The following is a 13,848-nucleotide window of genomic DNA, read 5'->3' as shown; positions in this document are numbered from 1 at the left end:
GAAACACTCTGTATTGAAAGTGATATCGGCTGGAACACGTGTCTTCCGGGAGGATATTGAGGCATGACGGATCGGATGGTTGGTTTCTGTGCGACGGAAACCGGGAGGGGTAGCAGGACCTTATCCAAGCGTGTCCGGCTCTCCCGCGCGCTGTACGCGTCGCTCATGCTGACCACGGCGCTCGTTCCCGCCACCGCCATGGCCGATGACGTTCTGCCCACCGGGGGACAGTTTACGACCGGCAACGGGACAATATCGGCAAACGGCGCGCGGTTGGATATCCGCCAGACGACCGAAACCGGCGTCGTGAACTGGAGCGGCTTTTCTGTAGGATCGGGCAATCAGGTTCATTTCGACAACGGCAACGGCGCGACGCTCAATCGCGTCACCGGCAATGTTTCAAGCCAGATCGACGGCAGCCTCACCGCGACCGGCAGCGTGTTCCTCATCAATCCAGCCGGTGTGGTGGTCGGCAGTGGCGGTCTGGTCGCTACGGTAGGTTCGTTTGTCGCCTCCACCCATGACGTGACCGACAGTGATTTCCTCAATGGCGGCGGGATGACCTTCTCCGGCAACGGCACCGCCGAGGTGACGAATGCCGGCACGATCCGCTCTGCACAGGGCGACATCGCCCTGATTGCCCGGCGGGTGGAGAATACCGGCACACTGGAAGCCCCCAACGGCACCGCCGCGCTTGGCGCAGGCTACAAGGTGCTGATGAAAGATGCCGCCGATACGGACGGGCTCCTCTCCGTGGAACTTGGTGGCCCGGACACAGAAGCGGTGAATTCCGGCACGATTGCTGCCGCGAATGCCGAGATCCGCGCCAATGGCGGCAATGTCTATGCACTGGCCGGCAACACGGACGATGTCATCAAGGCGACGGGCGTCACCAGTTCCGGCGGCCGCATTTTTCTGACCGCCGGGGCCACGGGCAAGGTCAGGGCCAGCGGTCGCCTCAAGGCCCGCAGGATGGCGGCGAACGTGCCCATTCCGACACCGCGTCCGGCGCGCGAGGGCGGAACGATCACCGTCACCGGCGGGGACATCACGGTCACCGGAACCTTTGACGCCTCCGCTGAAAGCGATGGCGACAGGGGCGGCGAGATCATGATCTTCGCCGAAAAGGACACAACCGTCTCCGGCGCGCTCAGCGCGCGGGGCGGGACCGGCGGCACGGGTGGCTTTATCGAGACTTCGGGCAGGAAGACCGTCGACTTCAACGGCGTCTCGATCGACACATCCGCTGCGGGCGGTACGACGGGCAACTGGCTGATCGACCCGGAAGACATCATCATCACTTACGGGCCGGCGCAGACGATTCAGAACGCCCTCGCAAACTCGAACGTCACGCTGCAAACGACGGCGACGACCGCAAACGGCCCCGTGGCCGGCACCCCTGGCGCCGGCGACATTATCGTGAACAATGGCCTGGCCTGGAGCAGCACAAACACGCTGACGCTGGACGCCTACAACGATATCGAGATGAACGCTGGCGTGTTGGCGCCGAATGGCGGCCTGACGCTGATCGCAAAAGGTCAGGGCGGACCCGATAGCGTCGGCACGATCCACACCCATTCCAACTATGCCCTTGTCGATGTCGGGACCTTCACCCTTCAGCGCGGCTATTGGGGGCAGGTCGGGGCTGCCCTGCCATCATTCAAGGCGGGCGACTTCCGGGTTGATGAGTATGCTGGGCAGTTTGTGCGGGCGCGCGGCGGGGACGGGACCGCAGCAAACCCGTATCAGCTCTCCGATATCTACGGGCTTCAGGGAATCACAGACAGGGATCATCGAGCAGGGGTGTTTGCTCAACTCAGTTATCAGCTCGTCAGTGACATCGATGCGTCGCCAGTGTCGGGGTGGAACAGCGGCGCAGGGTTCAGGCCCGTCAGACTGGCAGGCAATCTGGACGGCCAGGGCCATACGATCGACGGGCTGTTTATAAACCGGCCCTCAGGTCACAATGTTGCACTCATTTCTTATTGGGGGGGGGGCCGTTCCGTCGGAGCCGGAAATCAAGGACCTCAACGTCACCAATGCCAGCGTGACCGGAGGTTCCCAGACAGCGATCCTGGTCGGTGAGAACAGCGGCTGGGCCATCGGTCATCACATGTCGAATGTCACTGTCAGCGGTACGGTTGAGACAGAAACGTGGGGCGCAGGCGTCGTAGGCCGGTTTCATGGAAACCTCGACAGATCGACGATGACCAATGTGCATGCGGATGTTTCTGTCACGGAAAACGGCACGGGCAGCGCCGTCGGTGGCCTGGTGAGCATTGTGACTGAGGGGCTGACCATATCGAATTCCAGCTCGACTGGAACAATAACCGGATCGCGTTCTGGCGGACTCGTTGGAACCGCCAATGACAACAGCAACAGGGTCGAAAATTCCTACTCGACCGCGACGGTTGTTGCGTCAGGCAACTTCCGTGTGGCTGGAGGTCTTGTCGGGGGCTCCGAGGACCTCACGATTGAGAACAGCTATTTTGCCGGACAGGTGCTCGGCATCAATGGTGCTTCTGCGGGTGGTCTCATTGGCGAGGCCGACCGGTACACGACCATTATGAACTCCTTTGTCACGGGGCGCGTGGCGACCGATGGCTATGCGGGCGCACTTATTGGTACGCTCCGGAATAACAATGTATCCATGACCAACGCGGCCTGGGACATTGGCACGACCGGACAGAGCGACGCGATCGGATATACGGCGTTCTATACTCCGACAGTTACCAACACCGGCAGCCGGACCACCGCGCAGATGCAGGGCTCGCTCGACTTCGGGCTTGGCTTCAGCCTGAACAACACCATCTGGGCCACTGGCAACGACCTCTACCCCTATTTCGGCTGGCAATATGCTTCGACGCCGGTTGCCGTTTCGGGCACGGCCTATGCTGACAGCGGCAGCACACCGCTTTCCGGGGCTGATGTCAGCGGCATTTCCGGCGGCAGCCTGTTTGGCTCTGCCGTTACCGGCGCCAATGGCTACTACTATATCCTGACCGATGCGGGATCGCTCGACGCTGCCGGCGTTCTCACCTATCTCGATGGTGAGAGCACGCAAAGCGCAACCTATTCCGACCGCATGACTGCCAGCGGGGTCTCCGGCGCGGACATCTGGGGCAACACGTTCCGGCTCGAGACGGACGCCGCGGCTCTTACGGATGTTTCCACGAACCTGCAGGCCACGCTGGGTTCGTTCAGCGACAGCGATCTGGATTTCATAACCAATCTTCCGGGCAGCGTTCTGAGATCGGACAACAATGGCAAGAGCCTTGATATTGTTCTGGACGCCGGATCTGACTTTTCACTCAACATGAGTATGCACGCAGGGGGCGGGCTGACCGCTTCAACCGGCGGCACATTCTCTGTCGACAAGAGTTCCGTGTTTGTCGGGGCCGTCAATGGCGACCTGACGGTAAACGGGGACCTTGCCTGGGCGAGTTCCAATGAACTCACTCTCTACAGTCATGCCAGCAACACTTCGATCACGGTCAACGGATCGGTGACGGCCGCCAGTGGCAGGCTGCGCGTTGACCGGACAGGCACCGCAACCAACGTCGCCGCCATGGTGACCGGCGACATCTATGTCGACCGGTTCCAGTCTGACGCCAGTTGGACGCAGGTCGGCAGCACACTTCCGGGTTTCCACGCCAATGATTTCAACATAGCGGGCGGCGAGTTCCTTCGTGCGCTCGGGGGCGATGGCTCATCTGCAACGCCCTATCAGATCGCGGATGTCTATGGATTGCAGGGCGTGGGATCGAGCGGTCTTCTCGGCAGCGCCTTTGTCCTTGCCAACGATATCGATGCATCGGGTACGGCAGGCTGGAATGGCGGTGCAGGCTTCGACCCGATCGGCGTCTACGGCGCCGAATTCAGCGGCAGTCTCGACGGACAGGGGCATGCGATCAGCGGTCTGACCATCGACCGCGCCGCCGACGACTATGTCGGCCTGTTCGGCTATGCCGCTGCCGGTTCGTCCCTGTCGGATCTCATCCTGTCCGGCGGCAGCATCACCGGCAATGGTCATGTTGGCGCACTGGCTGGATACGCCGGATCCACCATCGGTGATGTGCAGACCTCGACGGACGTTTCCGGCACAGCCCACAGCATCGGCGGTCTGGTCGGCACGCTGGATGGGACGGTCGCCCGATCCTCCGCCACCGGTGCGGTGACCGGCATTGGCGGCGTCAGCGATATCGGGGGGCTGGTTGGTGTCGCCTATGGCGGATCGACGATCCATCAGTCCTACGCCACCGGCAATGTGACCGTCGGCGGCGCGATCAACCTGAACTTCAACTTTGGCGGTCTGGTCGGGTACAATACGGGCTCCATCACGCAATCCTTCGCTACCGGCAATGTGACGGCAGGCGGCAACGGGGCCGGTGGCCTGGCCGGCGTGAATGACGGGTCGATCACGGATTCCTATGCGACGGGCGCCGTGTCGGCTGCCGCGTTCGCGGGCGGCCTTCTGGGGCAACTGGCTACATCCGGATCGGTTGCAAGAGCCTATGCCACAGGCTCTGCCTCTGCCGGCGATGGCAATGAGGGCGGCATTGCAGGGCTCGTCGATACCGGCGCTTCCTTCAGCGCGACTTTATGGGACACCGATGCGTCTGGCCTGACGGATGCTGTCGGCTTCTCGTATGATCCCACGGTTCCCGGCGTGACCGGCCTTACAGGCGCGCAGATGACGCAGCTCTCGACCTTCACCGCTTATGGCTTCAACATTGATGATGAGGGCGGGACAGGCGCGGTCTGGCGCATCTACGATGGGTATACGACCCCGCTCCTGCGCGGTTTCATGACCGGTCTCAGCGTGACGGGCGGCAGCGTCAGCAAGGTTTATGACGGCAGCGCAGCAAGTTCCGATGTGGGAACGCTCGTTTATGGCGGCCCCTATGACGGCTCCCGGATTTTCGGCACGGCAGGCTATCTTGCAGCCAACGCAGATGCCGGAACCTACACAGGCGGCAACCTGACCCTGGCGGGGCTATATTCCGGCCAGTTTGGCTATGATCTGACGCTTGAATCGGGTTCTCTCGCCATCACGCCGGCGACCCTGTGGGTGACGGCGAATGCGGCGAGCATGACCTATGGCGACGGTGCGCCGACCCTTGGCTATTCCCACAGCGGACTGGTCGGCGGCGACAACGCATCGGTATTCACCGGAGCGCTGTCCAGTGGCGCGACCTCCACCAGCGATGTGGGCGCCTATGGGATCACGCAGGGGTCGTTATCGGCTGGCGGCAACTATCAGATCGCCTTCACCGGCGCTGACGTGACCGTCAACAGGCGCGCAGTCACGGTGCGGGCGGACGATCTGCAGCGCGACATTGACGAAGCCAATCCCGCGCTGACCTACGCCATCGTTTCCGGATCGCTGGTCAATGGCGACCAGATGAGCGGCAGCCTGTCCACGACGGCGAACCTGAACTCACCGGTCGGCGCATACGCCATTGGTCAGGGCTCACTGGCGCTCTCGCCCAATTACGAACTGACCTATCTCGGCGGCATTCTCACCGTCCTCGACGGGTCGAATATCCCGACACCCGATATCCAGCCTCAGGCATATGAGTCTTCACCGCCTCTGCTGATCGAAGCAGAGGATGGAAAGACCGAGACCTGTGAACCGGTGGCTGTCAGCGAAAGCGGCCCGCTGGCCGTCTACCCCTGTAACCGATCTTACGGCGCATGGCTGAGCGCTGCGGTGGAATGATGATGACATCAGAGTTTTCGATCCGTCAGCATCTGCTGACGCTGCCCATCGCACTGAGCGCTGGCATCCTGTTCCTTCATCCGGCAGCTTTTGCGCAGTCGGCTCTCGAGCGCAACCTGCCGCAGGTTGCGCCGGGTGAGCCGGTTTCTCTCGGCGTTGATGAACAGGAGTTCGGTGCGACAGACACGACGCCGCTCGGGGTTGATCTGGCCGGCGTTTATCTGATCGGGGAAGATGATGCGGCTGCCGCTGCACCGCCGAAAGGCGTCGGGGGAAAAATCGAGATCATCGACCGGCAGGCCGCCGAGACTGCACTGGGCGCGTTCATCGGCGAGCCGTTGACCCTGGCGCTGGCGGGCAAAATCCAGGCGGCAATCGCCCGCGTCTACAGGGATGCCGGTTACCCGTTTGTCTCCGTCACCCTGCCGCCGCAGGAAATCACCAGCGGTGTGCTGCAGGTTCGCGTCATAGAGTTCCGCACAGGCGATGTGACGGTCGAAGGCGTCGCCGCTGGCGAAGCCGAGGGCATCCGGAAGGGGCTGCGCGCGGCGCGCGGAGAGAAAATCGATGCACGGGCGCTGGAAGAGGATCTGAACTGGCTGAACCGCACCCCATACCGGCGCGCCGAAGGGGTGTTTCGGCCCGGCGAGGACACCGCGCTCAGCAATCTTGACGTCATGATCCGGACGCAGCGGCCCTGGCAGGTTTTTGCCGGCTGGTCGAATTCCGGCTCAAGCGACACCGGGCGGGACCGCTATTTCCTTGGTGGTTCTGCGCGTCTGCCCCTGCCGGGCGCACCCTGGATTTCCTATCAGATGACGGCAAGCGACGACATCTGGAGCGACCCGGGGATCATCATTCCGCGGGAGGGTGATTATCCGGGTTACATCAGTCATGCGGGCAGATTGACCATCCCGACCTTCGCCCGCCAAAGTCTGGAAATCGCCCCGGCCCTGGTTGCGAGCAGCGACCGGCCGAACCGCTTTTTCACCATTGAGAACACCACGTTCGAACTGCCGGTGATCTATCGGTCGGCGGTCTCCAACATCCTGCCGGGACGCTATTGGGGCGACATCTATGGCGGTGTTGAGTTCAAGCGTCTCGAACGCCGTACATTGTTCAACGGCGTGTCGGTGGCAGAGGGGAGTGCGGAGCTTTTCCAGCTGGTGCTGGGCTGGAGCGGGGATTTCGAAGACCGCTGGGGCAAAACGGTCGTCGATGTGCGCGTGAAAGCCAATCCGGGCGGTGTGCTTCACGGCAATGACATGGCCAGCTGGCACCCGTTTTCCAACGGTCGTATCGATGACCTTCGATATGCCTACCTGGCCATGGATCTCACCCGCGCCACGCCACTGCCGGCTCAGCTTTCCTGGATTTCCTCACTCTCGGGAACCCTTGCCGGCGAGGCGCTGCCGGATACCGAGCGCGTCTCTCTTGGCGGGCGCTATGCGGTGCGTGGTTACAATTACGATGATGTGAGCGTGGACAGCGGCATCATCTGGCGCAACGAGTTGCGTCTGCCGAACATCTCGCTGCTGGGAGACGGGGTCGGGGGCGACTGGCTTCCGCCCGTTCAGGACAGCCTGTCCCCCTACTTCTTCGCCGATCTCGGCTTCGGGGGCGATCACAGCACGGACCGGAGCACGACGCTGGGCGGGCTTGGAGTGGGGTTCGATTACAGTGTCGGCGAAACCTTCTCAGCCAGTTTCATAGCCGGCGTTGCTCTCAGTGACGGTGGAAACACGCAGGCCGGCGACTGGAACCTGCAGGGTTCCATAACGGCGCGTTTCTAGCTGTCTGGACCGACGCCGTCCCATGCGCGCCGGCTCATGGCATTGACGATTCGGATGTTCCTTCAGGTCGTGAGACGGCTGCTGTCGCCAAGTGATGGCGGCTGTTCCCCGTCGCCCTGCGCGGCTGCAATGCCATCCACAATTAAATAAATGCAGTTGTCGTGGCTGCCAGGCGCATTGTCTGAATACCCTGCCAATTGATGCGCACTGCCGCGGTGACACGCGAAAGCAGTGTGCTTCCGCGCGCCGCACGCGCGACAAAAACGCCGCATCGAATGCCTCTTTCGCTATGCCAAAAACGAAGGTAAATGAAAGTAATATGAAAATTCTGTGTCCGACAGGTATAGACATATTGTTCTTCAGGTGTTGTCATCCAACGGTAACAATAGCTGGTCAAGAGAGATCGGTTTCAAAATCGGCGACCAGCTCTACAGGGAGATAAGAGATGAAATTTCGCGCAATGCTTTCCGCCGCGACTGCTTTAACGGTGGCGCTGCCGGCAATGGTCGGCGTCGCACAGGCCGAAGCAACCCAGATCCAGTTCTGGCATGCTTTCACCGGTCGTCTCGGTGAACTTCTGGACAAGCAGGTAGCGGACTTCAACGCCAGCCAGGACCAGTATGAAGTCGTTGCCACGCTCAAGGGCAACTATTCGGAAGCTCTGAACGCAGGCATCGCCGCCTTCCGCGCCGGCGAACAGCCGCACATCCTGCAGGTGTTCGAAGTCGGCACCGCGACGATGATGGCTGCCAAGGGCGCGATCAAGCCGGTCTACGAAGTGATGGCGGAAGCCGAAGCCGATTTCGACCCGAGCGCGTATCTCGCGCCGGTTGCCGGCTACTACACGAACACCGACGGCGAGATGCTGTCGCTGCCCTACAACTCCTCCACGCCCGTTCTCTACATCAACAAGAACGCGCTTGAGGCTGCCGGTCTCGACCCAGAAACCAAGCCGGCTACATGGTCGGAAGTTGAGGAAATCCTCGTCAAGCTGAAGGAATCGGGCTCCGAGTGCCCGCTCACGACGGCATGGCAGTCCTGGATTCATCTTGAGAACCTGAGCGCCTATCACAATGTGCCGTTCGCCACGGAAGCCAATGGCTTTGCCGGCACCAACACCGAGCTCGCTTTCAATGGCGACCTGCAGGTGAAGCACATCGACAAGATGGGCGCATGGGCGAAAGACGGCCTGTTCAGCTATTCCGGCCGCCGCAATGAGGGCGGTGCGCGCTTCCGTTCGGGCGAGTGCGCCATGTTCACCGAATCCTCCGCTGGCTATGCCGGTGTGAAGGCCGAGGCCGACTTCCCGTTCACCGTGACGAACCTGCCTTACTGGGCGGATGCGGAAGGCGCGCCCTTCAACACGATCATCGGCGGCGCATCGCTGTGGGTCATGTCGGGCCATGAGGGCGAGGAATATGCCGGCGTTGCCGACTTCCTGAACTACCTCTCCAGCGCCGAAGTGCAGGCTCAGTGGCATCAGGACACCGGCTATCTGCCGATCACCACCGCCGCTTACGAGCTGACCAAGGAGCAGGGCTTCTACGACGAGAACCCGGGCACCGACATCGCCATCCTGCAGATGACCGGCAAGGCCCCGACGGACAACTCCAAGGGCATCCGTCTCGGCAATTTCGATCAGGTCCGCGCCATCATCGACGAGGAACTGGAAGCCGTATGGCAGGGTGAGAAAGACGCCAAGACCGCACTCGACGAAGCTGTGAACCGCGGCAACCAGCTGCTGCGCCGCTTCGAGCAGTCGACGCGCTAATCTTGTAAAATTGCGGGGCCGGCACAACAGCTGCCGGCCCCGTATCATTTGGTCGGCCCATGGAAAAACGCGTAACCTTCGACAATCGATTATTGCCATATCTGCTGCTTGCGCCGCAGCTTCTGGTGACCATTGTCTTTTTCTTCTGGCCTGCCGCACAGGCCCTCTACCAGTCGCTGCTTCTGCCTGATCCGTTCGGTCTGGGCGCGCAGTTCGTCTGGTTCTCGAACTTCGAATATCTCTTCAGCGACCCGTATTATCTCAAGTCGTTCATCACGACGGCGGTCTTCACCTTCTTCGTGACGGTGGTTTCCATGTCGGTCGCGCTGCTTTTCGCCGTTATGGCCGATCAGGTCATAAAAGGCGCGGGGACCTACAAGACGCTGTTGATCTGGCCCTACGCCGTCGCGCCCGCCGTTGCCGGCGTGATGTGGCTGTTCATGTTCCAGCCCTCCATCGGCGTCATCGCCTTTTACATGAAGGCCATCGGCATCGACTGGAACCCGGTTCTCAATGGCGGTCAGGCCATGTCGCTTGTCATCCTCGCTGCCGCGTGGAAGCAGATCAGCTACAATTTCCTGTTTTTCCTGGCCGGTCTGCAGGCCATTCCGAAGAGCCTGATCGAGGCTGCTGCCATCGACGGCGCGGGCAAGTGGCACCGCTTTCGCACGATCATCTTCCCGCTTCTGTCGCCCACCACCTTCTTCCTGCTGGTGGTCAACATCGTCTATGCCTTCTTCGAGACGTTCGGCATCATTCACACGATGACGGCAGGCGGCCCCGGTCAGTCGACCACCATTCTCGTCTACAAGGTCTATTCCGACGGTTTCGTCGGGCAGGACCTCGGCTCCTCCGCCGCCCAGTCCGTCATCCTGATGGTTGTCGTGGGCATTCTGACCGTCATCCAGTTCCGCTTCATCGAGCGGCGCGTGCATTACTGAGGAGGGCGGATCATGGTCGAAAAACGGGGTTTTGGAACCATTCTGATGCATGCGGTGCTGATCATCGGCATCGCCATCGTCTGCTTCCCGATCTATCTCACCTTCGTCGGCTCGACGCTGACGCATTTTGACATCATCCGCCCGCCCATGCCGTTGCTGCCCGGGCCGCATCTCATCGACAATTACAGCGAGGCGCTGGCTTCGGGCGTGACCGCGCCTGTCGGGCGCATGCTGTTCAACTCGTTCATCATGGCCATGGGCATTGCGATCGGCAAAATCGCGATCTCCATCCTGTCGGCCTATGCAATCGTCTATTTCCGCTTCCCCTTCCGCATGCTCGCCTTCTGGGCGATCTTCATGACGCTTATGCTGCCGGTGGAAGTGCGTATCGTGCCGACCTATGAGGTCGTGGCCTCGCTTGGCCTGCTCAATTCCTATACCGGCCTGATCCTGCCGCTCATCGCCTCGGCAACCGCCACCTTCCTCTTCCGCCAGTTCTTCATGACCGTGCCGGACGAGCTGGTGGAGGCTGCGCGCGTCGATGGCGCGGGGCCGCTGCGCTTCTTCAAGGACATCCTGCTGCCGCTCTCGGTGACCAACATCGCAGCGCTGTTCGTGATCCTCTTCATCTATGGTTGGAACCAGTTCCTTTGGCCATTGCTCATCACCACAAAGCCGGAGATGAACACCATCGTGATGGGGCTGAAGCAGATGATGCCGACCGCCGATGACTACGGCAACTGGCCCGTGACCATGGCAGCCGCCATGCTGGCCGTTCTGCCGCCGGTGGCTGTGGTGATCTTCATGCAGCGCCTGTTCGTCAAAGGCCTCGTCGAGACAGAAAAATAGAAGGACCGAAATCGGCATGGCGACGATTTCCATTCGCGATATCCGCAAATCCTACGCAAAGACCGAGGTCATTCACGGCGTAAGCCTCGATGTGGCCGATGGCGAGTTCATCGTCATTGTCGGCCCCTCCGGTTGCGGCAAGTCCACGCTTCTGCGCATGGTCGCAGGCCTTGAGCGCATCACCAGCGGCACGATGGAAATCGACGGCCGGCTGGTCAACGATCTGGAACCGCGCGAGCGCGACATCGCCATGGTGTTCCAGAACTACGCGCTCTATCCGCATATGAGCGTGTTCGACAACATGGCCTATGGCCTGAAGATTGCCGGCAAGACGAAGGACGAGATCCGCCAGCGGGTCGACAAGGCCGCCACCATGCTGCAGCTCGAGCCCTATCTCGACCGCAAGCCGCGCGCCCTTTCCGGCGGTCAGCGCCAGCGTGTCGCCATGGGCCGCGCGCTCGTGCGCAATCCTGCCGTCTTCCTGTTCGACGAGCCGCTTTCCAACCTCGATGCCAAGCTGCGTGTGCAGATGCGTCTCGAGATCAAGCAGATGCAGCGCTCGGTGGGCACCACCGCGCTTTACGTGACGCATGATCAGGTGGAAGCCATGACGTTGGCCGATCGGCTGGTGGTCATGAATGGCGGCATTGCCGAGCAGATCGACACGCCGATGAATGTCTATGAACGTCCGGCCACGCGCTTTGTCGCCGGCTTCATCGGTTCGCCGGCCATGAACATTCTGCAGGGCAGTGTTTCAGGTCAGGATTTTGAGCTGGAAGGCGGCGGCAAGCTGGCGCTCGACGCCCAGCCCGCAGAAGCTGGCCGGCCGCTTCTCTTCGGCGTGCGCCCGGAGCATCTGCAGCTTGTTTCGGCGGATGAGGCCACGCTCAACCTGTCGGTCACCGCAGTGGAAACGCTTGGTGCGGACACGCTTGCTCACGGCAAACTGTCCGGCGCCAATGGCGCGGGCGGCGAACTGATCGCCCGGCTGTCCGGCAGCGCGCAGGTCGCCCCCGGCGACACGCTGCCGCTTGCCATCCAGAAGGGCATGACGCATCTCTTCGATGCCGAGACCGGCAAGCGCCTCTGACAAAAAGCGCCGCCGGGCGAAAGGCCCGACGGGCGCTTGAAAATGTTAGCGCAAGCTTATGAAAATCAGGTGCAAAGCGGGTTCGGCATGTAACCGACAAAGCCGGTGATCTTCCAGCGCCCGTCGATCTTCGAGCAGAAATAGAGCGTTTGCCAGTTCAGCCGGTCGACGGTGCCGTCGGCCTTGGCAACCATGCCGTTGAACTTCTTGTGCAGCACCGCGCGGTCGCCATCGATGTCGATGTCGCGCATGTTGGTAACACGGAACAGGGCTTCGCGCAGCGGCTCGGCAAACGTAGTGGCCGCCGTTTCCTTGCCCTGACGCAGCCACTCGTCGCGATAGGTCTCGACGTTGGGAAACTGAAGCCGCCAGGAATCCGCATCGCTCAAAAAATGCGCGTGCATGCCAAAGAAGCGGTCTTCGGCAAAATCCCCTTCCACCATCGACCAGTCCTGCGAGAGGAACGCGTCGATATCGCGCCGCACCAGCATCTCCCATAAGTAATGACGGTCGGCGTCGCCTTCGGGAAAGGGATTCTTGTCGTAGTTCATCAGCTCCTCCGTCTTGATGATGGGGTTTGGGGCAGGGTCTAGAGCGTCCCCACTTTTCCTGGAATTGCTCTAGGTCAGGCGGCCACGCGCGGCGACCGGAACGGTCTCGGTGACGATGTCGCCATCGGCAAGGTTCACCTCGTCATAGAGGTTGGACACCGGGCAGACATGGTTGGGAATGATGCGCACTTTCTCGCCGATTTGAGGTTTTTTGGCAGAGCCTGAAAGATCGATCACGCCGTGCTCCTCGCTGAGCCCGGTAATCACCGCATCGGGATATTCCACGATGTGACCATGGCCGGGCACGGGCGCGAGGTCGGCGGCGAGCGCCTTGGAGCCCGCATCGATGACCGCGCGGTTCTCCGTCGGGCGGCTCACCACCGTGGCAAGCACCGTAAACGCGCAGTCTTCCAGCGTGCCATGGCCGAAAGCCACCTGCATCCGGTCTGAATAGATATAGGTTCCGGGCCTGTGCTCGGTCGCGCTCTTCACGCTTCCCGCCTCGTAGAAATCGGGCGAGCCGCCACTGGAAACCGTGTTCGCCCTGAGGCCGTTTTTCTCAAGTGCAGCGATGGCCTCGCTCAGCCATTCTTCCACCTCGGCGAGTTTCCCGCGCGGCGGATAGGTCATCAAGCCTTCGAAGCGCAGGCCAGGTGCTGCGTCGATCTCTTTCGCGAGCGTCACGACCTCTTCCATCGTCTGCACGCCGCAGCGCCCCGCGCCCGTATCGCACTCGATGAGAACCGGAAGGGGATGATTGGGATCGGTGAAATGCGCAGCATAACCCTCCACCGTCACCGCGCTGTCGGCGGTGACCGAGATGGTGATGCGCCGGTGCAGCGCCAGAAGCCGGTCGAGCTTGCCCGCGCCCAGAATGTTGTAGGGAATGAAGATGTCGGAAATCCCGGCATCGGCCATCACTTCGGCCTCACCGATTTTCTGACAGGTAATGCCCACTGCGCCCAGGTCGCATTGAAGCTTTGCGAACATGGGCAGTTTGTGCGTCTTGATGTGCGGGCGTAGCTTCAGGCCATGTTCGTCGGCATAGGCCTGGGCACGAACAAGGTTGGCTTTCGCCCTGGCGCGGTCGATGACCACCGCCGGCGTTTCCAGGTCGAGAATGCGCACGGC

General features: G+C 61.4%; 9 protein-coding genes. 7 read left to right on the top strand and 2 right to left on the bottom strand.

The features are described from left to right. Positions 1-63 precede the first annotated feature (63 nt). From NDI72_RS16930 to NDI72_RS16900, 7 genes are all read left to right on the top strand, one after another. On the top strand, positions 64-2,085 hold the full coding sequence (locus NDI72_RS16930; RefSeq protein WP_283801093.1) for a two-partner secretion domain-containing protein: 2,022 nt from the start codon (positions 64-66) through the stop codon (positions 2,083-2,085). Continuing rightward, positions 2,048-5,722 carry a beta strand repeat-containing protein gene (locus tag NDI72_RS16925; RefSeq protein ID WP_283801091.1) on the top strand — a complete coding sequence of 1,225 codons (3,675 nt, stop codon included), beginning with the start codon at positions 2,048-2,050 and terminating at the stop codon, positions 5,720-5,722. Before NDI72_RS16930 ends, NDI72_RS16925 begins: the two co-directional genes overlap by 38 nt. A gap of 2 nt (positions 5,723-5,724) precedes the next feature. Continuing rightward, positions 5,725-7,515, top strand: a complete 1,791-nt coding sequence (locus NDI72_RS16920; protein ID WP_283801090.1) for a ShlB/FhaC/HecB family hemolysin secretion/activation protein — start codon at positions 5,725-5,727, stop codon at positions 7,513-7,515. Between the two features lie 445 nt (positions 7,516-7,960). Next, positions 7,961-9,286: a sn-glycerol-3-phosphate ABC transporter substrate-binding protein UgpB gene (ugpB, locus tag NDI72_RS16915; RefSeq protein WP_113157072.1), complete on the top strand. Its 1,326-nt coding sequence runs from the start codon at positions 7,961-7,963 to the stop codon at positions 9,284-9,286. Between the two features lie 59 nt (positions 9,287-9,345). Continuing rightward, positions 9,346-10,227, top strand: coding sequence for a sn-glycerol-3-phosphate ABC transporter permease UgpA (ugpA, locus tag NDI72_RS16910; RefSeq protein WP_113157071.1), 882 nt, complete (start codon positions 9,346-9,348; stop codon positions 10,225-10,227). Between the two features lie 12 nt (positions 10,228-10,239). After that, the gene (gene ugpE, locus NDI72_RS16905) at positions 10,240-11,076 is read left to right on the top strand and encodes a sn-glycerol-3-phosphate ABC transporter permease UgpE (protein WP_113157070.1); all 837 of its coding nucleotides are present in this window, start codon (positions 10,240-10,242) and stop codon (positions 11,074-11,076) included. A 16-nt stretch (positions 11,077-11,092) separates the two neighbouring features. Continuing rightward, positions 11,093-12,166 carry a sn-glycerol-3-phosphate import ATP-binding protein UgpC gene (locus NDI72_RS16900; protein ID WP_283801088.1) on the top strand — a complete coding sequence of 358 codons (1,074 nt, stop codon included), beginning with the start codon at positions 11,093-11,095 and terminating at the stop codon, positions 12,164-12,166. Between the two features lie 65 nt (positions 12,167-12,231). On the opposite strand, the gene NDI72_RS16895 is transcribed toward NDI72_RS16900, so the two are convergent. Together NDI72_RS16895 and NDI72_RS16890 are read right to left on the bottom strand one after the other, a co-directional pair. Then, positions 12,232-12,717, bottom strand: coding sequence for a hypothetical protein (locus NDI72_RS16895; protein ID WP_206548940.1), 486 nt, complete (start codon positions 12,715-12,717; stop codon positions 12,232-12,234). A gap of 69 nt (positions 12,718-12,786) precedes the next feature. Then, a complete protein-coding gene (locus tag NDI72_RS16890; RefSeq protein WP_283801086.1) occupies positions 12,787-13,845 on the bottom strand; it encodes a D-TA family PLP-dependent enzyme in 1,059 nt (352 codons plus the stop codon). Positions 13,846-13,848: the final 3 nt, after the last annotated feature.

This window comes from Nitratireductor sp. GZWM139, from assembly GCF_030068685.1.
Lineage (GTDB): Bacteria > Pseudomonadota > Alphaproteobacteria > Rhizobiales > Rhizobiaceae > Nitratireductor > Nitratireductor aquimarinus.
Note: the sequence above shows the minus strand (reverse complement) of the source record. Positions and strands in the feature narration are given on the sequence as shown.